This is a genomic window from Pontimicrobium sp. MEBiC06410, assembly GCF_053601615.1.
This window is the reverse complement of sequence record NZ_JBSHNT010000142.1, coordinates 21,790-44,325: the sequence shown is the minus strand read 5'-3', so window position 1 is coordinate 44,325 and position 22,536 is coordinate 21,790. Positions and strand designations below refer to the sequence as shown.

Annotated in this window: 18 protein-coding genes; 3 read left to right on the top strand and 15 right to left on the bottom strand. The window is 30.9% G+C overall.

The window, feature by feature from the left end:
- Positions 1-144 precede the first annotated feature (144 nt).
- The 8 genes from ACVC08_RS04565 to pdxA all read right to left on the bottom strand — a co-directional run bounded on the left by ACVC08_RS04565 (position 145) and on the right by pdxA (position 9,541).
- Positions 145-2,964: a M4 family metallopeptidase gene (locus ACVC08_RS04565; RefSeq protein ID WP_452601157.1), complete on the bottom strand. Its 2,820-nt coding sequence runs from the start codon at positions 2,962-2,964 to the stop codon at positions 145-147.
- A gap of 134 nt (positions 2,965-3,098) precedes the next feature.
- Positions 3,099-3,599, bottom strand: a complete 501-nt coding sequence (locus ACVC08_RS04560; protein ID WP_452597417.1) for a helix-turn-helix domain-containing protein — start codon at positions 3,597-3,599, stop codon at positions 3,099-3,101.
- A gap of 902 nt (positions 3,600-4,501) precedes the next feature.
- Positions 4,502-5,857 (bottom strand): acetyl-CoA carboxylase biotin carboxylase subunit, encoded by a 1,356-nt coding sequence (gene accC / locus ACVC08_RS04555; protein ID WP_452597418.1) that lies wholly within the window; start codon positions 5,855-5,857, stop codon positions 4,502-4,504.
- A 95-nt stretch (positions 5,858-5,952) separates the two neighbouring features.
- The gene (accB, locus tag ACVC08_RS04550; RefSeq protein ID WP_452601156.1) at positions 5,953-6,435 is read right to left on the bottom strand and encodes an acetyl-CoA carboxylase biotin carboxyl carrier protein; all 483 of its coding nucleotides are present in this window, start codon (positions 6,433-6,435) and stop codon (positions 5,953-5,955) included.
- A 36-nt stretch (positions 6,436-6,471) separates the two neighbouring features.
- Entirely contained in the window at positions 6,472-7,467 is a 996-nt protein-coding gene (locus ACVC08_RS04545) for a beta-ketoacyl-ACP synthase III (protein WP_452597420.1), read from the bottom strand.
- A gap of 178 nt (positions 7,468-7,645) precedes the next feature.
- Positions 7,646-7,849, bottom strand: a complete 204-nt coding sequence (rpmF, locus tag ACVC08_RS04540; RefSeq protein ID WP_452597421.1) for a 50S ribosomal protein L32 — start codon at positions 7,847-7,849, stop codon at positions 7,646-7,648.
- Between the two features lie 9 nt (positions 7,850-7,858).
- Positions 7,859-8,398: a YceD family protein gene (locus ACVC08_RS04535; protein ID WP_452601155.1), complete on the bottom strand. Its 540-nt coding sequence runs from the start codon at positions 8,396-8,398 to the stop codon at positions 7,859-7,861.
- Positions 8,399-8,485: 87 nt separating this feature from the next.
- Positions 8,486-9,541, bottom strand: coding sequence for a 4-hydroxythreonine-4-phosphate dehydrogenase PdxA (pdxA, locus tag ACVC08_RS04530; protein WP_452597423.1), 1,056 nt, complete (start codon positions 9,539-9,541; stop codon positions 8,486-8,488).
- Positions 9,542-9,607: 66 nt separating this feature from the next.
- On the opposite strand from pdxA, the gene ACVC08_RS04525 reads away from it, so the two are divergent.
- Entirely contained in the window at positions 9,608-10,198 is a 591-nt protein-coding gene (locus ACVC08_RS04525; RefSeq protein ID WP_452597424.1) for a riboflavin synthase, read from the top strand.
- Here the strand turns inward: ACVC08_RS04525 and ACVC08_RS04520 are convergent.
- The 3 genes from ACVC08_RS04520 to ACVC08_RS04510 form a co-directional block, all read right to left on the bottom strand.
- Positions 10,195-10,401, bottom strand: coding sequence for a hypothetical protein (locus ACVC08_RS04520; RefSeq protein WP_452597425.1), 207 nt, complete (start codon positions 10,399-10,401; stop codon positions 10,195-10,197). The two genes, ACVC08_RS04525 and ACVC08_RS04520, sit on opposite strands and share 4 nt — an antisense overlap.
- A gap of 261 nt (positions 10,402-10,662) precedes the next feature.
- Entirely contained in the window at positions 10,663-11,115 is a 453-nt protein-coding gene (locus ACVC08_RS04515) for a 6-pyruvoyl trahydropterin synthase family protein (protein ID WP_452597426.1), read from the bottom strand.
- A 135-nt stretch (positions 11,116-11,250) separates the two neighbouring features.
- Positions 11,251-12,585, bottom strand: a complete 1,335-nt coding sequence (locus ACVC08_RS04510) for an MATE family efflux transporter (RefSeq protein ID WP_452601154.1) — start codon at positions 12,583-12,585, stop codon at positions 11,251-11,253.
- Between the two features lie 130 nt (positions 12,586-12,715).
- Between ACVC08_RS04510 and ACVC08_RS04505 the strand changes: the two genes are divergently transcribed.
- Together ACVC08_RS04505 and ACVC08_RS04500 are read left to right on the top strand one after the other, a co-directional pair.
- A complete protein-coding gene (locus ACVC08_RS04505) occupies positions 12,716-13,513 on the top strand; it encodes a universal stress protein (protein WP_452601153.1) in 798 nt (265 codons plus the stop codon).
- Positions 13,514-13,695: 182 nt separating this feature from the next.
- Positions 13,696-16,032 (top strand): 7TM diverse intracellular signaling domain-containing protein, encoded by a 2,337-nt coding sequence (locus tag ACVC08_RS04500; RefSeq protein WP_452601152.1) that lies wholly within the window; start codon positions 13,696-13,698, stop codon positions 16,030-16,032.
- A gap of 7 nt (positions 16,033-16,039) precedes the next feature.
- Here ACVC08_RS04500 and ACVC08_RS04495 read toward each other — a convergent pair whose 3' ends face one another.
- The 4 genes from ACVC08_RS04495 to kbl all read right to left on the bottom strand — a co-directional run bounded on the left by ACVC08_RS04495 (position 16,040) and on the right by kbl (position 22,458).
- Positions 16,040-16,876, bottom strand: coding sequence for an alpha/beta hydrolase family protein (locus ACVC08_RS04495; RefSeq protein ID WP_452601151.1), 837 nt, complete (start codon positions 16,874-16,876; stop codon positions 16,040-16,042).
- 2 nt (positions 16,877-16,878) lie between these two features.
- Positions 16,879-19,635 (bottom strand): PD-(D/E)XK nuclease family protein, encoded by a 2,757-nt coding sequence (locus ACVC08_RS04490; RefSeq protein ID WP_452601150.1) that lies wholly within the window; start codon positions 19,633-19,635, stop codon positions 16,879-16,881.
- A 72-nt stretch (positions 19,636-19,707) separates the two neighbouring features.
- On the bottom strand, positions 19,708-21,141 hold the full coding sequence (locus tag ACVC08_RS04485) for an OmpA family protein (protein WP_452601149.1): 1,434 nt from the start codon (positions 21,139-21,141) through the stop codon (positions 19,708-19,710).
- Between the two features lie 123 nt (positions 21,142-21,264).
- The gene (kbl, locus tag ACVC08_RS04480; RefSeq protein WP_452601148.1) at positions 21,265-22,458 is read right to left on the bottom strand and encodes a glycine C-acetyltransferase; all 1,194 of its coding nucleotides are present in this window, start codon (positions 22,456-22,458) and stop codon (positions 21,265-21,267) included.
- Between the last annotated feature and the right edge of the window lie 78 nt (positions 22,459-22,536).

Sequence of the window (22,536 nt, the reverse complement as noted above, 5' to 3'; positions counted from 1 at the left end):
TTATACATTGCCTAAAGCAATTCTTTAGGTATTAAAAAATACGAAAAGGACTTATATTAAAAGCTCCATTTTATATTAAAATGGAGCTTTTGCTAATACTCAAAAATGGAGTGTAATTAGATTGTTATTTATTAAAGGGGCAAATTAATTTTTTATGAGTTTTTTAGATATTTCACCTCCTATATTTATTATATAAATCCCAGATTCTAATTTAGAAATGTCTAATGTGCTAGAGTGTATGCCTTTACCTACACTCAATTGTTTATTTAGCATGGTTCTTCCATTAATATCATAAATAATAACAGATATTTGTTCTTTTGTTGCTCCGTTTGTAGAAAGAGTTATATAATCTGAAGCAGGATTTGGATATATAGATATTAAACCACTATTAATAACTGAACCAGTTGTAGGTGCAACTGAAGAGCTGAAACCACTAAAGCAAGGTCCTAAATAAACCCACTGGTAGAAAATATTCATTTGATATAATCCTCCTAAATAAATTACTTTAGATCCCGGTTGATATGGAATTCCTGGTTGATATATTGGAACTCCACTACAAGGTCCTGTAACTCCAGTAGTTGTGAATGATATGACCGAAGAGTATGGAGATTCTTGAGAAGTTCCTCCTCCAGAAGTACCACATGGTCCGAGATTTATCCATCCTGATGGTGTTGCTTCGTATAAAGAGCCTTGAAAAGTTACCTTAGAACCGAAAGGATAAAATGTACCAGGTTGGTATTCGGCTACTCCAGTACATGGATCATTCCCTTGACCTTCAGTAGGGCAATTATATTTTAATCTTACATTATAAGTTGTATTAGGAGATAAACCAGTTAATCCTTTAGAATTGCCAGAAGCCGATACACTTGAGTAGTTTGAAGCAGATGTTGCTTTGTATTCTAATGTATAATTTGATACTCCAGAAATAGAGTTCCAATTAATAGTAGCCGATGATGTTGAAATATTTGTACTAGATACTCCGTTAACAGGGTTGCAACTTCCAGAACCTCCACCATCTGTAGCTGTAAATGAAATTACTGTTGAGTATGGCGACTCTTCTCCTGTAGTACATGTGTATTTTAATCTCACATCGTAAGAAACATCAGTAGTAACAGATAAGCTATAAGAAGTTCCAGAAACATTTACACTTGTATAGTTTGCTGCTGTAGAAGTTTTGTATTCTAATATATAATCTGAAATCCCAGAAACAGCATTCCAATTAATCGTTGCTGAAGATGTTGTAACGTTAGAGCTGTTTACTCCTGTAACTGCTCCACAGGTGTTGGATGTTTCGCATGCAGACCCTGAATATTTTGCACCAATACCAACGGCATTCATAGCGTCGGTAACTGTTTTTACTTCACAAGAATTTTGCCCATATAAATCTTTTGCAGCATTTATAACTGCGTTTCTCGCTGCATTATAATTAGAGTTATTAGATAAATAATAAACTAATGCTCTGTAAGCAATTTGCCCAGCTTTATCAATACCAATACCATCTACCGAATAGGAAGTGTTATTGTCATTAGTACCGTTACCGCCTTGTGAGGTTAAATAAAACCAATAATTCATTACACCACTATTAGTATGAACTCCGCCATTATCAGCGCTAGAGTTTGTTGAAGCCCATAATGAACCTTGATAAGTGTCTGGTTGATTGTATGTTTTTGGATTTGAAAGTGATCTTTTTATAGAAATTTTGTCTCCTAAAGTCCATACGTTGTTGTCTACACTATTAAAAGCATAATATTCTGCATAAGATCCAAATATATCTGCAAAAGATTCATTTAAAGCACCAGACTCACCTTGGTATACAAGTCCAGCACTAGTTCCTATAACTCCATGAGTTATTTCATGACTTACTACATCTAAGGGGGTTAGAGGAGCACCTCCATTAGTTCCATTTCCAAAATAGCCTTGAGTGCCTATCCAAAAAGCATTGTTAGTAGAACCTTGACCGCCACCATTTACAAATAGCCCTATATTACTTCCATTGCCATCATAACTATTCCTGTTAAATGTATTTTTATACATGTCCCATGTTTGTTCTGCTCCCCAGTAAGCCGCCATATAATAGGCTTGGTTTCCAGAAAAATTAAATGATGTCGAATTACTTGAATACAAAGTACCATTCATAGTTTGTCCTTGTTGTGTTGGTAGACTGGCACCATTCATGTTTCGTAGCGATATTCTTCTATTACCATTTTGTTGAGTAACATATCCATTACCACTATTACTTACGGTGATGGTCCTAGTTCCATGATGTCCAGTATTTGCTGTACCTTCTACATCTGCAGAATGCATTTTTTGCTCTATAAATAGTGTTTCTCCATTGATAGCATCTATGTAAACTAGTTTACGATCTAAAGGAGCAGCAGAAAACATATCAAATTTATAAGCTAGTCTTAACTCGCTAGATTTAAGACTGTTATTTTTAGTTATATAAACTAACTTCCCTTTGTTGTTAATTTCTTCACCCATAAATACTTTTTTGCCTCTGTCATTTAAAGTAGCTACTTCCCAAGCATACTTTTTGGCTCTTACTATTTGTTTTGCCTTGACCATAGCTCCTTCAGAATTTAAACTTGCTCTTTTTTGAGGAACTCCAGATGGAATATTTTTAAACCAATCTCCATTAGCAGTAGTAATGAGGTTATTTTTTACATGTATTGAATAGGTACTGTAAGCAACAGGAATATTATTAATGGTTTGTTGTAGCCTGTAGTGAGTGTATCCTAGATGATCTGCTTCTTGATCTAATAGGATAAAACCTTCAAACGATTTTGTTTTTAAAATAGTTTTGAGGCAATTATCTGGCGATATAAATCGTACAGCATCTTTATTGAATTTTACAAAACGAGGGTGCATTTCCTCATCGCCTTCTTGAACAATTTTAAATTTCTCCTGCCCATAAATAGAAAGAGAAAATAAAACGAGTAATAATACTTGTAATAGTTTTTTCATGTGTTTATATTTTAGTTTGATTAAACCAAAAGAACAAATTAAAGTGTCTTAAAACCAAGAAGTACTAGTCTACAATGTTGAAATGAGACGTTTATTAATCAAAATGAGACTGTTTAAATACTATGCATTACATATCATTCGTTTTGTTTTATATAATCTGAAGGTGATACTCCCAACCGCTCCTTAAAGTTTTTATAAAAAGTTGCTTTAGAATTAAATCCAACTTCTTTTGCAATAGTTATAATACTATATTTTTTATAAGAGTCACTTAAAAGCATTTTTTTTACTTCTTCTATCCTATAATTATTAATATAACTATTAAAGTTTTCATAGCCTGCTGCTTTTAGTGATTTAGAAATTTTATTACTTGAAATTTTTGTGAGTTTAGAAAGTGTTTTTAATGTAATATTGGGGTTTAAGTATAACCTTTCATCACTTATATAGCTCTCTACTTTATTAAAGATTTCTATTAACTCACTATTAATAGGAGCATTGTTCTTGAGACCTTGAGAACTATTCGTGATTTTTACATAATTGTTTATATTAATTTGTATAACACTTGCTATACTTAAATAGTAGAGTAAGACTATATTAAGAAAATATAATATATATAGCGTTTGTTTATTTGGAGGCAATAAGAAAAATGTTAAGAATGTAAAGACATTAAAAATAATACAGGATACACAAAATACTGTTACCCAATTTAATGACTTGTTTTTAGTGTTCGTATAGAATAAAGGTAAAAACTTTCTATGGAGATTAGTAACATGTATTATTTTTATGCATATAAAAATATTGAAGCCAATAGAAAGTATAGTATAGACTTTTAGAATATTTTTAATTGATTGGTTACTGATATAATTTTCATCGATATAAACAATAATAAAAATAATTAAAAAAAATAAAAACTCTATTGCAGAAGGAATTAGATAGAGTTCTATTTTTTTTAATTTATATCTTGAAAGCTTTACTACATATAGTAAAAGTAAAGGCGTTGTTAATAGGTTAAATTTTAACGGATTTACAAAAATTAACTTGGAAGGGTTGTTTGTAAATAAAAAATAAAAAATTATTTCAATAAGCATTGTTATAAAAAATAAGCCGAGGTACTTATTTATTTTTATTTTTTTTGATTTGTAAAAGAAAAAAATTAGTATAACTATAAACGTTTGTACGCCACTTATAAAATAAAAAGCGTCTAAAATCTTAATCATGTTATTAGGAAAATATAATTTAAAGGGGATTCGTTATATTTTTTGAATTTTATGTATAAAAAATGTTATTTTTTTAACAATATATCTATTATGGCGGTTGTTTTATGTGAAGTGTATTCATAAATAGTTAAAATTCAATACTAATATAGTTAAAATATATGTTTAGAAAAGTTTTTTTAATTTCTACTTATTGGTTATGTTCTTGTTTACCTATAATATTTTAATGTGATGTGACATAAGGATGAAAACGTATTAAATAAAAAAAGCCTAAACAATATTTATATTGTTTAGGCTTTGAAATAGTTATTTATGTCTATAATTAATTAGGCATCATCTACATTTTTTTGAATAACAAAATCTTCCATGAATTTAGTAGTATAATTCCCTGCTAAATAATCTGGATGCTCCATTAATTGTCTATGGAAAGGAATTGTTGTTTTTATTCCTTCTATAACGAACTCATCTAGAGCACGCTTCATTTTGTTTATAGCTTCTTCTCTGGTTTGCGCAGTTGTAATTAACTTTGCAATCATAGAATCGTAGTTTGGTGGTATAGAGTATCCTGCATAAACATGAGTATCTAAACGTACACCATGGCCGCCTGGAGCATGTAATGTTGTTATTTTTCCTGGAGACGGTCTAAAATCGTTAAAAGGATCTTCTGCATTAATTCTACATTCTATAGAATGTAAATTTGGTGTATAGTTTTTACCAGAGATTGGCACTCCAGCTGCAACTAATATTTGCTCACGTATTAAATCGAAATCTATTACCTGCTCAGTAATTGGATGTTCTACTTGTATACGCGTATTCATTTCCATAAAGTAGAAATTTCTATGCTTATCTACTAAAAACTCTACTGTACCTGCGCCTTCATATTTAATGAACTCTGCTGCTTTTACTGCGGCTTCTCCCATTTTAGTTCGTAACTCATCGGTCATGAATGGAGATGGTACTTCTTCGGTTAATTTTTGGTGGCGTCTTTGTACAGAACAATCACGCTCAGATAAATGACATGCTTTACCGTTAGAATCTCCTACTACTTGAATTTCAATATGTCTTGGCTCTTCAATAAGTTTTTCCATGTACATATCGTCATTTCCAAAAGCGGCTTTAGACTCTTGTCTTGCAGAATCCCAAGCATCTTTTAAATCTTCAGGTTTCCATACGGCACGCATTCCTTTTCCACCACCACCAGCAGATGCTTTTAGCATTACAGGGTACCCTGTTTCTACAGCTAGTTTTTCGCATTCTTCAAACGATTCTATTACACCTTCACTTCCTGGTACACATGGTACTCCAGCAGCTTTCATAGTGGCTTTTGCATTGGCTTTATCTCCCATTTTATCAATCATTTCAGCCGAAGCTCCAATGAATTTGATTTCATGTTCATCGCAAATTTGTGAAAACTTTGCATTTTCTGATAAAAAACCGTATCCTGGGTGTATTGCGTCTGCATTTGTGATTTCTGCAGCTGCAATAATATTAGACATTTTTAAGTAAGATTCACTACTTGGGGCAGGTCCTATACAAACCGCTTCGTCAGCAAATTTTACGTGTAGACTTTCGGCATCTGCTGTAGAGTATACTGCTACCGTTTTTATGCCCATTTCTTTACAGGTTCTAATAACACGAAGTGCTATTTCTCCTCTGTTTGCTACTAATATTTTTTTAAACATATCTTTATGAGTTTAAGAGTTTATGGGTTTAATTGTTTAGGCATTTTGTAGGTATTAACTACTGTTGCTTAAAACGTAAAACTTTAAACTTCAAATTAAGATGGATCTACTAAAAATAATGGTTGGTCAAATTCTACAGGAGAAGCATCATCCACTAATATTTTAACAACTTTACCTGATACTTCAGACTCTATTTCGTTAAATAATTTCATAGCTTCTATAATACATAATACATCTCCTTCAGCTATTGTTTGCCCTACTTCTACAAATAAAGGCTTGTCTGGTGAAGGTTTTCTATAGAAAGTACCAATTATTGGAGATTTTACTGTGATGTATTTAGAGTCTTCGGCTGGGGCTGCTTTTTCTACTACTGGTGTAGTTGCAACGGCAGGTTGTGCTTGCGCTGGCATAGCCATTTGTGGCATTTGAGCTGCCATTGGCATTTGTTGAACAATAGTCGTTTCTGTATCTGAACCTGTTTTTATAGTTATTTTAACATCATCGGTTTCTAGTTTTACTTCACTAGCGCCAGACTTAGCTACAAATTTGATTAAGTTTTGAATGTCTTTTAAATCCATAATTAAAATGTATTAAATTTTAGTTTAGTTGGTTTATTATGAGTTATAAGCCCATTTTAAATAAATTGAACCCCAAGTGAATCCGCCTCCAAAAGCAGCAAATATTAAATTATCTCCTTTTTTTAGTTGCGATTCGTAATCACTTAAAAGTAATGGTAGTGTAGCCGATGTGGTATTACCATATTTATGAATATTCATCATTACTTTCTTGTGGTCTAGTTCTATACGATTTGCCGTAGCATCAATAATTCTTTTGTTTGCTTGGTGTGCTACTAACCAAGCAACATCATCTTTTGTTAAATTATTACGTTCTAAAATTTTAACGGCTACATCTGCCATGTTAGAAACTGCATTTTTAAATACTGTTCTTCCATCTTGAAAAACATAATGTTCTTCATTAGCTAATGCTTCGGCCGTCATAGGGTACGATGATCCTCCTACTTTGGCTTGTAGAAATTCTCTACCTACGCCATCGCTTCTTAAATACTCGTCTTGTAAACCTAATTGTTCTTCATTAGGTTCAAACAAAACAGCTCCTGCACCATCTCCAAAAATAATGCATGTTGCTCTATCTTTAGGATTAATCATAGAAGAATTTTTATCTGCACCTATTAAAAGGACTTTTTTGTATTTCCCTGATTCTATATATCGTGAAGCTGTAGACATACCAAATAAGAAACTTGAACATGCAGCTTCTAAATCGAAAGAAAAAGCATTTACGGCACCTATTTGAGTCGCAGTATATGCAGCTGTAGAAGCAGCTTTCATATCTGGAGTTGCGGTAGCAACTATAACTAACTCTATGTCTTCTGGGTTTGTTCCGCTTTTACGTAATAAGTCTTTAGCGGCTTTAATGGCCATGTACGAAGTACCTAAGCCTTCACCTTTAAGGATTCTACGCTCCTTAATACCGGTTCTAGTAGTAATCCATTCATCATTGGTATCTACAATCGTTTCAAGTATTTGATTGGTCAATACATATTCTGGTACATAGGCACCTACAGCTGTAATCGCTGCCGAAATTTTACTCATACTTTTTAAGTTAATTTGACCAAATAATGTTCAAACTCGTCCAAAAAAGGCGAAATTTTGATAAAACTAATGATTTTTAGTCAATATTACACAAATTAAGCTGTTTTTAACGCAAAGAAAAAAATATCATAAAAAAAACGCTCACAAGTGAGCGTTTTTCTATATGCATGCATAGTAGTTATGCTAAATTTTCTTCAGTTGCCGAGTTGTCAATTAATACTTGACCTCTGTAATATAGTTTACCTTCGAACCAGTGAGCTCTGTGATATAAATGAGCTTCTCCAGTTGTTGGACAAGTTGCAATTTGTGGCGCTACAGCTTTGTAGTGAGTTCTTCTCTTATCTCTTCTTGTTTTAGAGATTTTTCTTTTAGGATGTGCCATTTTATAATTTTATTTATCCGTTAATAGTTTCTTTAATGTATTCCAACGAGGGTCTATGTCCTCTTTGTTTTCTTCTATATCCTTTGCTTTAGGACTTAATTCTTCTAATTTTTCAAGTATTTCTGAGTTTAATGTTCCATCTTCTACTCCTGGATGTATATATTTAGACGGCATTGCTAAAACAATTAACTCATAAATGTACTGCTGGATATTAATTTCGTATTCTCCATGAGGGATAATAAGAATATCAATATTTTCATCGTTATACTCTTCTCCAAATTTTACAACTAAATCAAAAGTACTTTCTACGAATTGATTATAGGGCTCATTTGTTAAATCGCAATTAACATTTACTACTCCAGATATTTCAAAGTGTAGCTCTAGTAATGTCGATTTTTTTTCTAGTATAATGTCAACGTTTACATCGCTGTCGTTAAACTCTTCATACTCAAAATGTTCAAAGAACGCTTTCTTTATCTTATAATCAAAATGATGTTTTCCTATTTTTAATCCAACAAATGGAATTGTAAATTCTTTCAAACGCTTCATTATCACATCTATTTTGAGCCTGCAAATATACAAATTTTTATTAACTAGACCGTTTTATATACTTTTTTTTGTTAACACCTGTAATCTTTATTTTTCGTAACGTTTACGTTTTGAGATTGCTAAAGGGTTTTTATTAATTAATTGATATTCCTTTCTGCATTCATATATATGTATAGCAGAAAATATAGCTTCTTTAAAAGAGCCAACATCTGCTGTTCCTTTACCTGCTATTTCGTATGCAGTACCATGATCTGGAGAGGTTCTAACATGGCTTAATCCTGCGGTATAGTTTACCCCTTGCCCAAACGATAGCGTTTTAAATGGTATTAAACCTTGATCGTGATACGAAGCTATTATGGCGTCGAAGTTTTTATAATTGTTAGAACCAAAAAAGCTATCTGCAGCGTACGGACCAAAGACTAATTTTCCTTCTTCTTTTATTTTATGAAGTGTTGGTCTCATAATATCATCATCTTCATTACCTATTACTCCATTATCTCCTGTATGTGGGTTTATGCCTAGCATGGCTATTTTTGGTTTGCTAATCCTAAAATCTTGTTTTAAAGAGTTGTAAACGGTTTCTACTTTTTCTTCAATTAATTCTGGTGTTATGTGATTTGAAATGTCTTTTACAGGAACATGATCTGTAAGTAAGCCTACTCGTAATGTATCTGTTACCATAAACATTAAGCTATTACCATTTAATTCTTTTGCTAAATAATCTGTATGCCCAGGAAATTTAAATGTTTCTGATTGTATATTATGTTTGTTTATTGGTGCTGTAACCAATACATCTATGTTTCCTTCTTTTAATGCTTTAGTTGCTTCTTTTAGAGATTTAATAGCATATTCTCCTATTTTAGAATCTTCTTTTCCAAAATTGATAATAACATTTTCTTTCCAAGAGTTTAATACATTTATTTTACCATGTACTATTTGGTTTGTATTATGTATGCTATTTAAATTAATATTTAGCTTAAAATGATTTTTTACAAAACTCATTGTTTTTATAGATGCAAAAATAACTGGAGTGCAGAATTCTAACATTCTATTATCTTCAAAAATTTTTAATACAATTTCAGCGCCTATTCCGTTTAAGTCACCTATGGATATTCCAACGATAATATTTTCTTCTTTCCTCATTAATTATGATAACTTTTGTTTGTAATTTTACATCGACAAATTTAACTAAATATTACGTTTAAGACTATGTTTACAGGAATTATTGAAACCGTTGGAGTGGTAAAGGATTTAAAAAAGGATTTAGATAATCTACATATTACAATAAATAGCTCGATTACTTCAGAGTTAAAAATAGATCAAAGTGTAGCACACAATGGTGTTTGTTTAACTGTTGTGAGTATTTCTGATTCTAATTATGTTGTTACTGCAATAAAAGAAACTTTAGATAAAACTGCTATAGGGGCTCTTAAAGTTAATGACCGTGTTAATTTGGAGCGTGCCATGAAATTGGGAGATAGACTAGATGGGCATATTGTACAAGGACATGTAGATCAAGTTGCAACTTGTGTAGGTGTAGAAGAAACTGCGGGTAGTTGGTTGTTTACTTTTAATTATGACAGTTCGTTAAACAATATAACTATAGAAAAAGGTTCTATTACTGTTAATGGAGTTAGTTTAACTGTTGTGAATTCTCAACGAGATACTTTTAGTGTTGCTATAATACCGTATACATACGAGCATACTAACTTTAAAACATTTAAAGAAGGAACAGTTGTAAACTTAGAGTTTGATGTTATTGGAAAATACGTTGCTAGACTAAACGCCCTAAAATATTAAATACTAGCTTTCTTTTTTCTGAATTTATATATTTTATAAATACCATATAAAAATCCTAAAATAACTAGAATCAAAATATTAGTATCTATTGGAAGACCAACAGGACTTGGCGGCGGCTGAGGCGGCGGCGGGGTTTGGGCGGAGCATACAAAACTTATTAATACAAATAAGAATGAGGCAAATGTTTTTTTATTTTGTATCATAATTTCAAGTGGTAAATGTATAAAAAATTGTGTCTTTACAAAACTTTTTAAATCATTTTTTTGCAATAAACGCCTATTAAATGCATAAAATATCGACGAAGTACTGTTTTTATCAGGTTTCACAGAAATATATTTTTTTTCAAAAAGATATGTTAAAATGAATTTATCGTAGCTTATTGGCGGTAAAAATGTAAACTAATTAGGTTTTAGTTTAATTTATTGTGCTTTTTGTCGTTTTACAATTAAGTTGCTATATTTTTGTTAAGAATTTTCACTTGCATACCATTCTGCATAAGATGTTGCTGTTTCTTGTAGTTTTAAAGAGTGTAATTTAATGCTGCTAGGTAAACGTCTTTTTATTTTTGAAGCAAAATCTAGAACCATCATTTCGCTAGTAGGCTGATAGTCTACCAATAACACATTATGTCCACGGTCTTTAAGTTCTTTTGCTAATTCTATATGAGGTGTGTTCTTGTTAAAAACCGTAGCATGGTCAAAAACATTTACAATTTCTTCTTTTACAATTTTTTTTAAATCGCCAAAATCTATAACCATCCCAAATTTTACATTGGTGTTATCCTTTATTGGTTGTCCAATAACCGTTACAGAAAGCTTATAACTATGTCCATGAACATTTTTACATTTTCCATCATAACCGTAAAGTGCATGACCAGTTTCAAAAGAAAATTGTTTTGTAATACGAATATTTCCCATTATCTACGTCTGCTTTTTATTCTATTTACTACATAAATAACGATTAAAGCAAAGCCCAAGAGAATAAACATACCTTGTCCTCCTAAAAAATTTAAAACATCCATTGTATTATAATTAATATATTCAGGAGCAAAGTTACTCGTTTTGAGATAGCGGCAAAAATTCTTTTCTAAATTTTATAATTAATGGTAGTCCTCTAGCTATAATCCATAGTGTAAAAGCAATAAAAACAGCATGAAGCTTTAAATTGAAGTAATCTAAAATTAATAAAACAGGAATGAAGACTAATAAGGTAGATATTAATAGTAAATTTCTAAGATCTTTCATTTTTCCTAAACCTTTAAAAACACCATCAAAAATAAAAGCAAGTGCACAAAATGGTTGCATGGCGAGTACAATCCAGAAAACGTTATAAAATTCTTTTAAAACTGCTTCGTCTTTATTAAAAATTAGCCCTATTGGGTAGTAGAATATAAATCCAATTAAAGCCATTAATAAGCCTACTAATATGCCATATTTTATAAGTTGATTACTAAGTGTTATAAGCTTGTTATAATTTAGCTCTCCCAATAATTTACCTGATAAAATATTGCCTGCACTAGCATAGCCATCTATTATAAAGGCTCCTAAAAACCAAAGATTAATAGCTATTGTATATGCCGCAATGTACTCTGGCCCATAAGCAGTAGCATATTTTGTGGCAAAAAACAATGCAGCATTTAGAGCTAATGTTCTCACAAACAAGTTACCAATCATAATTAAAAAACGCTTAATCTCTTTGTTAAAAGGAAATGTTATGCGTAGTGGAATAGTTGTTTTTTTTATTAAAAAGTAAGCTGAAAAAAGAGCCATTATAAATTGTGCAATTACACTAGCATAAGCTGCACCTTTAATATGCATTGGAGGAATACTATCTAAAAACCCATAAACTAATATATAATCCAGTATAATGTTTATTACAGCACCTATTATTGCTATAAGCATTGGGTAATAGGTGTTTTGTAATCCTCTAAATGTTCCAAAAACTGCAATAGTAAATAATGTAAAAGGAAAACCAAATACTCTAATTTTATAATATTCGGAAGTATAATCTAGAATAGTCCCTGAAGCATTATATAGTTTAAAAATACTCTCTGTAAATGGGTAGGTACTTAGTATTGTTAAAAGGCTTAAAGATGTAATTATAAATATAGCTTGACCTGGAAGGTTTTTTACAGCCTCTAACTTGTTAGCACCTAAATATTGCGAGACTATTGATGATATAGCGCTTCTGGTTTGTCCAAATACCCAAATAAGCATAGACATAAATGTAGATACTATACCTACAGCTGCTAAAGACTCTGTAGGGTTTAAGTCTACATTCCCTATTATTGCGGCATCAGTTAAAGATAATATAGGTTCTGATACTCCTGATATTAATGCAGGAATAGCCAACTTATTTATATGTTTTAAACTAATATTTGTACTCAAAATATTATAAATATTCTGGCGAATATCGTGAAATAATACTGATTTTATTTACTATTTAAGTCGGTTTAAATGTGTTCAGATTAAAAAAACTGTATTTTTGTAGTGTTACATTGATTACCTTATTTTAATTATGAAGAATATTTTAGTACCAGTTGGTTCATCTAAGAATGCAAAAAGCCATTTACAATACGCTGTAGATTTTGCAAGATATACAGGAGCAAAATTATATGTTGTACAAGTTTATAATGTGTATACAAAAGCGGGCACTATGATTAAAATAGATCATATTCTAGAAAGAGAAAGTAAAGCTTTTTTAGATGAACATATTGCAAAAATTGATACTACAGGTGTTCAAGTAATAGCTAAAACATTTAAAGGGAAACTGGTAAATACTGTAGAGCTAGTTTGTAAGTCTTTAGATATTGATTTGATAGTATTAGAACCACGAACAAATTCTATAAAAGATGAAGTGTTTTTAGGAAAAACTTCAGGAAAAATAATAAAACAAACAGATATTCCTGCGCTAATTGTTCCAGAAGGTTATGGTTTTAAACCTATTAATTCTATTTTAATGGCTATTAAATCTGCTATTATAAAAAAAGAAGGCGTTTTAGAACCTTTAGACATTATTAAAAAAGATTTTAAATCAAAGATTAATTTACTTTTAGTAAAAACACCATTTTATAAGGACAACGATTTTAATGTAGATAATGATTTAAAAGCATTAGTTGAAACAATTACTGAAACAGAAAACGCAACTACTTTTCAGGGGGTGTTAGAACATTATAAAGACCATAACCCAGACTTATTATGTGTTGTAAGACGTAATCGTGGTTTTTTTGGTAAACTTTGGGAAAAAAACGTTATTCTTAAAAAAGACTTTTACGTTTCTACTATACCTGTTTTAGTGTTGAGTGGTCTAAAATAAAAAAGATAAGCGAGGCTTTTATTTAGTCTGTTAATGCATTTATTTGATAGTTATTCTGCTATTGGTTATTACCAAATGGTGTCCATTTTTTTACATTAAGTCCTTTGTAAAACCATCCCTATAGTTTTTACGTAAGTAAATTGTATCTTTAGTGGACAACCTAATCTAGACTTAATATATTTATGCGCTTTCTTTTATTTATAATTGCGTTAAGCTACTCTTTAACTAATGCGCAAAATGTAGCTTTTAACCCAGAAGGAAGTAAAGGAGAGCTTTATGAATATGCTTCTTTTTTTAAGACGTCTAAGGTGTTAACCATTCAAGATGTTATTGGTAACCCTAATCTTAAATTTAATACTATCGATTCTAATAACCAGAGTGTCGGTTTTACTACGGATAGTTATTGGATACATTTTGTTTTAGAGAATTCATCATTAGAGCCTAAAACATATTACTTAAAAACCGCTAGGCCAATTACAGATATAGCAACACTATTTCAAGTTAAGGATAGTAATATACAGGTGTTTAAGAGCGGAGATCAAATTCCCTTTTCTAAAAGACAGGTTAAACACCGGCAGACTATTTTTAAATTTACCATACCAAAACAAGTTAAACAACAATTTTATTTGCATTTAAAGAGTGATGGAGAAACTTTAAATCTGCCTCTTAATTTATATACAGAAGATGCTTTTTGGAAAGAAAACTATAGTCAACAGTTATTTCTTGGTGTATTTTATGGGCTCTTGTTTTTAGCAGTGCTTGTTTATTTCTTTTTTTATACTAGTCTTTCTAAAAAGACATTCTTGTATTATAGTATTTATGTACTTTCAATAGCCTTTTTACAATCTGCTTTAGATGGTTTTTTGTTTCAATATGTATTTTCTAATGGTGGTTATTTTAATGATAGAATTGTTTTAATTACGGCTTTATTTTCAAACTTTTTTTTATTAAAATACTGTGAACATTTTTTAAAAATAAAAATAAGAACAACCATTATACATTATGGGTTTAAATTAATATATAGTATCATCATCATTTTAGGTATTTTGTTATTTATTAATGATAAAACAAAAGCATTAGTATACCCTATTAGTAATGTAAATGGCTTGTTAAGTCTTATTTTAATTTTGGGAGTATTGTTTTATATGCGTTATAAACGTATCCAGATTGATACCTTTTTCTCTATTGGAATTTTCTTTTTAGTTATTGGGCTTCTTGGGTTTGTTATGAATAATTTGAGCTTATTACCCAATAATTTTATTATTTTAAATAGTGCTAAATTCGGGATTGGTCTCGAAGTGGTTTTTTTATCGTTATCTATGACAAATCTTATACGCGATTTACGATTAGAAAAGGAAGAGTCGCAAAAACTAGCATTAAACAAATCTGAAGAAGTTAGCGAACTTAAAAGTTTTTTTATGTCTAATATGAGTCATGAACTGCGTACGCCTATAAACGCAATTATGGGAATTGCAGATGACCAACTAGATAAAAATAAAGACGAAGAAAGTTATAAAAACTTTGAAATAATTAAACAAGCCTCTATTAGTTTATTAAGTAATATAAATGACATATTGGATTTTGAAAAAATTGAAAAAGGCCAATTAAAATTAAGAATGCAGCCTTTTAACCCTCGAAACGCAATTAAACAAATTAGCGATAATTGGAAAATAGCAGCAAAACGTAAAGGGCTTCAATATGTTTTAAATGTTTCAGAAAATATCCCAAAATCTGTTATGGGAGATGGAGAACGTTTTACACAAATTATAAATAATATATTGAGTAATGCTGTTAAATTTACAGTTTATGGTAAAATTGAGTTTACTGTTATATGTACATATAAAGAAAATAACACACACCATTTTACATTACAAGTTATAGACACTGGAGTGGGAATTAGTGATGATAAAAAAAACCGATTGTTTGACAGTTTTGCACAAATGCGCTTAAATAATACCAGACGCTTTGGAGGAATAGGTTTAGGATTAAGTATTGTTAAACATTTGGTGGAGCTTTTTAAAGGCAATATAGTAATAGATAGTAATGAAGGTTTTGGTACAAAAGTGACTATAGATTTCAACTTAGAAGAGTTCATTGATGAAAATAAAAATAAGTACGAAAAGAGTAATGTAAATACTGTGTGTAAAGTTCTAGTGGTTGAGGATAATGTTATGAATCAGCTCATTATAAAGCGTATTTTAAAATCGTCTAAATTAGTAGAAATTACAGTTGCTTCTAATGGAAAGAAAGCTTTAGAGGTATTAAAAAAAGAAACGTTTGATATTATTTTAATGGATTTGCAAATGCCAATTATGGATGGATACGAAGCTGCTTCGGTAATAAGAAATAGTACTATTAGTACTATCTCTAAAGATATTCCAATTATTGCGGTTACAGCAGATACTACAGAGTTTGCTAGAGATAAGGTGTTTAATATTGGTATGAATGATTACATAACAAAACCTATAAACAAAACGCTGTTACTTAATAAAATTGAGAGTTACAGAAAAACAAGTTAGCATTAACTTAAATGAAGTTGATACTTTTTTTAATGGCAATATTTAAAGCTTCTGGAATGCTGTTACTATTCCATGGATGTTTAGAGTTAAAAACATGATTACAATTTTGTATAGGAAACAATTCGCTTTTAGGATTCCAGTCTTTTAAGGTTTCAGCTTCTTTATAAAATACAGAAGGGTCGTCTTTTCCATGAATTATTAAATGAGGGATGGTTGTTTTTTTTTCGCATTTTTCAATATTTAATCGTTCTTCATTAGCAATGAAATCTTCATAAAACTGATAATTATGTGGCATTTGTTGTTTTGTTCTTCCATTTAAAATATACTTTACACCATTTTTTTTCCAAGTGTCTAAATCACCAATGGTTGCTGTACGTTTTCCAAAATTGCATACACTTGCCCATGTAATTAACTTTGTAATTCTCGAATCTTCACTGGCTTTTATAATGGAAATTCCGCCTCCTCGCGAATGACCAATTAAAGTAATATTATTACAGTCTATTTCACTTTTGAGTTGGTTTTCGTTAGATAATAAAAAATTAAGAATACTATCTAAGTCATCTAGTTCTTTAGAATAATTATTTTCTCCAAAGGCTTTTAAATCTGGAAAATCTATAGGGTTTTCTATGGTACCACCATTGTGCGAGAAGTTAAACTTTACAAAAAAGAAATTTGCTTTAGAAAAAGATTCTGCAACTAAATCCCAACAGCCCCAATCTTTAAAACCTTTGTAGCCATGGCAAAAAATAACTAACGGTTTTTGTTTGTTATTTTTACTAAAAAAGGCATCCCATAGTATAGGTTTTTTATGTTTTCTATCTAAAACTGTATTTTTTAATATCATAATTATACTTCTTTTTCGATAAAGTTTATATTGGGGTTACAAATTTCAATAATTACTTTTTTTAGTTCCTGTAAAAATGAATTTAAAGTATTTTCGGTAATCAATGTTTCTTTTTTACCACCTCTAGCTTGTTGTTTTTTTGTGAATTTTAAAAATCCTGAACTTAAGTTTTTAAACGAGATAATACCAGCTTCAATTGGAAACTCTAGCGTTTTAGATTCACTAAGCATATAGGCATAAGTAAGTATTTGAAAACTTTTACTGTACTTTTTGTAGTCGGTTGTTATATCTTCCCAATTTAGTATTTCTACTTGGTTTTGTAGTACTTTACCTGTCTTATAATCTATAATCCTTGTAATTCCATTATAATTATCTACGCGGTCTACAGTGCCTCTTATTTTTACTTCAAAATTTAGCTCAGTTATTGGAATTGTCATACTATTCTCAGCCTCTAACGCAAGTACTGTTATGTTATTCCCTTTTTTTAGATCTTCGATTTCTAGATTTATAAAGTTTAATACATAACGCTTTGCTATTTCAAAAACAATTAAGTTTTTACCCTTAGTCATATCTCCATCCACATATTCTTTACTAAAATGATGTATAATAGTTTTATCTATTTTTAATTTCATCTTTTTTAGAGAATCTACTGTAAGTGGTATGTTTATATACGGCTTATAGAGGTCTTCGAGTGTATTATGTACAACAGTTCCCATAGTATTTGCTGCTACGGTTTCTTCAACTTCATCTAAATCTTTTAATCCTAATAATTTTTGATAGTAAAAATCTATAGGGTTTCTTATGTAATTGGTTAAAGAAGATGGAGAAAACCCTCGTCCTGCTATTTGTTTTAATTGCTTTAAAACGGTTTCTGTTTTTTCTATTTGTTTTAATTCTGTTTTAAAACTAGGTACAGAAGGCGTAATTATTTTATGTTGTATTTTGTGGCTATTTTCTAATTCTAGTTGATTTATAAACCTACTTTTTTCTCCACCAGTTAAAACATCTATTTCTGTATTGTACAATATATAAATAGTTTTAGCTCGTTGTAATAGTCTGTAAAAATGATAGGTATACACAGCATCTTTTTCTTTATATGTAGGTAAGTTATTTTCAATCTTTACATCAAAAGGGATAAAAGAATTGTTTGTTTTTCCAGAAGGTAAAACACCTTCATTTACAGATGTTATTATTACAGTTTCAAAATCTAGCACACGAGATTCTAACATTCCCATGATTTGTAAACCCTGTAAGGGTTCTCCTTGAAAATCTAAAGTCTCAGAACTTAAAAGTTCTTTATATATGCTATATAGCGCAGATATATCATTAATATGCCTAAAGCCATCATTTAACCTCTGTAATTCATTAAATAAAGTATTAAAACGAAATAAGTATTCTAAAGAAAGAGTATTAGACTCTTTATCTACAGAAAGTTCTGTTTTTATTACATTAATGATTTTAAAACTATTTGCAATTGCTATGTGTGCATTATCTTTCCAGTTAGAAAATAGTAGATTAATTAAGTCATGATGTGTCTTGGAATGTTTTTTTATATCTGAAATTGTTAAATATACTAAGTTGTTTTTTTGAATATTTTCAATAATAATAGAGGCTGCATTTATAGTTTTAGTAGAAAATAATGGTTTTATAAATTGATGTGAAAGTATACTTATAACATCTTTATAATAGTAATTTTCTACACCCTTTTTTTGAATGGTAAACAATAACTCAAATAAAGAGGCCAGGGGTATAGAGTTTAAAGGAAACCCCATAGTTATATTAAGAGCTTCTACATTTTTGGGGATAGAATTTATAATAGGAATTAATAAACTCTCTTCTCCTAGTACTACTGCTGTATTTTTTAAAGAAGGATTGTTTTTAGAAATTGTTTTAAGGAGACTTCCAACGGTTTTTGCTTGTCCTATATTTTTAGGGATACCATATATAGAAATGTTTTTATCTTTAGTATAATGGTTTGTTACCCAGTTAAAGGGATGCTTGTTAAAATGTTTCCAATTTGTTTTGTGTTTTCTTGTAAATAGAGCGGCATCATGTATTGGGTTGTTTAGAAACGCTTCATCTATATCCCAAAATATTTCGGCCATTTCATTTTGAAGTAGCTCTTGTATAATTGTTTCTTCGGCAGTGTTTAAGGCATTGAAACCTAAAAAAATATGTTTAGTATTTGGCTTACTTGCTAGGTAAGATTGGATCTTTTCTACAGCTTCCCTGTATATTAAACCTTGGTATCCTATTTTTTTATTGATTAAGGATTTAGTGTAATGGTTATAATATATTTTTAATTTATCCCAGAATTTTAAATAGTTAAGTACAACCTTTGTTTTATTGTCTTCTAAAGACCAATGTTCAAGTTCTTTAATAGCACTTAAGTATTCAAAAATATTATTTTGCGGGATAAGGTACCGGTCTATTTCGTTAAAGTCTTGTAATAATATTTGAGCCCATTTAGAGAATGTTTCAAAAGTATCTCTTTCTGTTTTTGGGGTTAAAGTAATATAACTGTTGTAAAACTCAAATAGCAACTCTGTGTTAGATACTGTTTTAAGCTGGGCTAATTCTTCTACAAATTCTTCAATACTAATAATTTTAGGAGAAAATATAGTTTTATTTACTACTTGAGATAATTCTTGTCTTAAAAAGACACCAGCTCGTTTACTAGGAAGAATAAAGGTTAGGAGAGATATATTCTCTCCTTTTTCATTTAAGTGATTTAAAACATCGTAAATAAAACTCTTCATTGTATAAAAATAAAAAACGCTTCGGTTAACCGAAGCGTTTTTTGTAACTTATTTTATGTGTTTTTTGTAAACTTATTTTTTAAGTTTTACTTCTACACGTCTGTTGTTTTTTCTACCAGCTCTAGTCTTGTTAGATTCGATTGGGTAATCTTCTCCAAATCCAATAGCTGTTAATCTACTTGGGTCGATTCCGTTTTGTACTAGGTAAGCCATAACCGCGTTAGCTCTAGAATCAGATAATCTTTGGTTAGTAGTTTTGCTACCTACACTATCAGTGTGACCTTCAATTGTGAAGTTAGACTTAGGGTAATCTTTTAAGATTCCTGTGATAGCTTGTAATACTGGGTAAGTTTTTTCTTTGAAAGAAGATTTTCCAGTATCAAATAAGATAGTTTTAGCATAAGAGTTTAAAGTAGCGATTACTTCAGGAGTAGGCTCAACGATTTCAGGACAACCATTGTTAGCAACAGTTCCAACTTCGTTAACACACTTATCATCTTTGTCTAATACTCCGTCACCATCTGTATCTGGCCAAGGACATCCTTGGTTATCAGCTGGTCCAGCTTCGTTAACACATTTATCATCACCATCAGCAACACCATCGTTATCAGCATCAGGACATCCAGCTAAAGCTTTAAGACCTTTTACTGTAGGACATTTATCGCTAGCGTCTACAACTCCGTCACCATCTGTATCAGGACATCCGTTGAATTCAGGTAAACCTGCTACGTTAGGACAGCTATCTTTACTATCTTCGATTCCATCACCATCTGTATCAGGACATCCGTTGAAAGCTTCTAAACCAAATACGTCAACACAAGCATCATTTTTATCGAAGATTCCATCACCATCTGTATCTTTTCCTCCAAATCTTACAGAGAAACCAGCAGCGTGTTGAAAGTGCTTAACACCATCGTCAGAGAAAGCATGCTTATAAGTCGTACGAGCATATAAACCAACATTATCAGTAAACCAGTAAGTTAATCCTAAAGAACCGTTTAAAGTTCCAGCACCTAAGTTACTTCTTCTTCCTGCATTGTTGTTATTGTATGGTCCTTCTTCAATCCAAGTGTAACCACCACCAATACCGATAGCTGGGTCAAACTTTTTAGATTTTATTAAGTTAGCTAAACTATAAGAAACACGAGCATCTACAGCATAATAGTTTAAATCATTTACAGCAACATCTACATCTCCAGCTAAAGTTTCGAACTGTCCCCACTTTTCAATTTTATTTAGAGACCCTCCAACAGAAACAGTAAAGTTATCCCCTATGTATCTTGATACGTTTATTGTAGATAAAGAAGGAAGAATGTTCCAGTGATCTTTTGCGTTAAAAAATTCATCGAAGTAATCTCCTTGTGGAGCATCTTCACCAACAGGGTATACATCTACGGCGTTAATTCCGAAGCTGATAGCCCATGGGTTATCTTGGTTTTGTGCATTCACATTACTAAAACTTACTATAAGTACTAGTGCGAATAATAATCTGCTAAGATTTTTCATATTCAAAAATTTAATTTTTAAGTGTTAATTAGAGCAAAAATAAGTTGTTAAACGTTATTAACAAAGACAAATATATAAAAATATTGATAACAGTTGCTATTTGTGGCTTATAATGGAATGGTTTTAAATAACTTTTAATGTTTTGCCGACTTTAGTAAATGCTTCTATGGCTTTGTCAAGATGTTCTTTTTCGTGTGCTGCAGAAAGTTGTACTCTTATTCTTGCTTTGTCTTTTGGAACAACTGGATAAAAGAATCCTATAACATAAATACCTTCTTCTAATAGCATGTTTGCCATTGTTTGAGAAAGTTTTGCATCGTAAAGCATAACAGGTACAATTGCAGAATCTCCATCTACTATATCAAAGCCAGCAGCTTTCATTCCTTTTTTAAAGTAATCTGTATTAAACTCTAGCTTGTCTCTTAGTGCAGTATCGTTAGCTAACATATCGAAAACCTTAATTGAAGCACCAACTATTGCTGGAGCTAGAGAGTTAGAGAATAAATACGGTCTAGAGCGTTGACGTAAAATTTCTATGACTTCTTTTTTAGCAGTGGTGTAACCTCCCATGGCTCCTCCCATTGCTTTTCCTAATGTTCCAGTAATAATATCTATTCTTCCTAAAACCCCTTTTTCTTCTAATGTACCACGGCCAGTTTTACCTATAAAACCAGTAGCATGGCATTCATCTATCATAACTAAAGCATCATACTTGTCCGCTAAATCACATATTTTGTCAAGGGATGCTACAATACCATCCATAGAAAAGACACCATCTGTAACTATAATTTTAAAACGAGCCCCATTTTCGTTAGCTTCTATTAGTCTAGCTTCTAACTCTTCCATATTATTATTTGCATAACGATAACGTGCAGCTTTACATAAACGCACACCATCAATTATAGAGGCATGATTTAAAGAGTCTGAAATAATAGCATCTTCTTTTCCTAGTAAAGGTTCAAAAACACCCCCATTGGCATCAAAAGCAGCTGCATATAATATGGTGTCTTCTGTACCATAGAAATCGGCTATTTTTTGCTCTAACTCTTTATGAATGTCTTGTGTGCCACATATAAAACGTACCGACGACATACCAAAACCATGTGTGTCCATTGCGTTTTGCGCAGCTTTAATAACTTCTGGGTGAGAGGATAGCCCTAGGTAGTTGTTAGCGCAAAAGTTTAAAACAGTTTGCCCAGTAGTTAAAGTAATTTCAGCGCCTTGTGGAGAAGTAATAATACGCTCTTCTTTAAAAAGGCCGTTATCTTTTATCGTTTGAATTTCGTTTTGTAAATGCTCTTTTATATTGCCGTACATAATGTGTTATTTTTATTGCAAATTTAATATGTTTTTTGTGTTAGTTATGGAAACTAACTTCTTTTTTATTCTTTTAAA

Excerpts from the sequence above, each read along its gene's own strand:
- accB (WP_452601156.1), bottom strand. The coding sequence starts at position 6,435 with ATGGATTTAAAAGACATTCAAAACTTAATCAAATTTGTAGCTAAGTCT.
- ACVC08_RS04520 (WP_452597425.1), bottom strand. The coding sequence starts at position 10,401 with ATGATACAAAATAAAAAAACATTTGCCTCATTCTTATTTGTATTAATA.
- ACVC08_RS04545 (WP_452597420.1), bottom strand. The coding sequence starts at position 7,467 with ATGAGTAAAATTTCGGCAGCGATTACAGCTGTAGGTGCCTATGTACCA.
- ACVC08_RS04490 (WP_452601150.1), bottom strand. The coding sequence starts at position 19,635 with ATGAAGAGTTTTATTTACGATGTTTTAAATCACTTAAATGAAAAAGGA.
- ACVC08_RS04565 (WP_452601157.1), bottom strand. The coding sequence starts at position 2,964 with ATGAAAAAACTATTACAAGTATTATTACTCGTTTTATTTTCTCTTTCT.
- ACVC08_RS04515 (WP_452597426.1), bottom strand. The coding sequence starts at position 11,115 with ATGGGAAATATTCGTATTACAAAACAATTTTCTTTTGAAACTGGTCAT.
- ACVC08_RS04495 (WP_452601151.1), bottom strand. The coding sequence starts at position 16,876 with ATGATATTAAAAAATACAGTTTTAGATAGAAAACATAAAAAACCTATA.
- ACVC08_RS04535 (WP_452601155.1), bottom strand. The coding sequence starts at position 8,398 with ATGAAGCGTTTGAAAGAATTTACAATTCCATTTGTTGGATTAAAAATA.
- ACVC08_RS04500 (WP_452601152.1), top strand. The coding sequence starts at position 13,696 with ATGCGCTTTCTTTTATTTATAATTGCGTTAAGCTACTCTTTAACTAAT.
- accC (WP_452597418.1), bottom strand. The coding sequence starts at position 5,857 with ATGTTTAAAAAAATATTAGTAGCAAACAGAGGAGAAATAGCACTTCGT.
- pdxA (WP_452597423.1), bottom strand. The coding sequence starts at position 9,541 with ATGAGGAAAGAAGAAAATATTATCGTTGGAATATCCATAGGTGACTTA.
- rpmF (WP_452597421.1), bottom strand. The coding sequence starts at position 7,849 with ATGGCACATCCTAAAAGAAAAATCTCTAAAACAAGAAGAGATAAGAGA.
- ACVC08_RS04505 (WP_452601153.1), top strand. The coding sequence starts at position 12,716 with ATGAAGAATATTTTAGTACCAGTTGGTTCATCTAAGAATGCAAAAAGC.
- ACVC08_RS04485 (WP_452601149.1), bottom strand. The coding sequence starts at position 21,141 with ATGAAAAATCTTAGCAGATTATTATTCGCACTAGTACTTATAGTAAGT.
- kbl (WP_452601148.1), bottom strand. The coding sequence starts at position 22,458 with ATGTACGGCAATATAAAAGAGCATTTACAAAACGAAATTCAAACGATA.
- ACVC08_RS04525 (WP_452597424.1), top strand. The coding sequence starts at position 9,608 with ATGTTTACAGGAATTATTGAAACCGTTGGAGTGGTAAAGGATTTAAAA.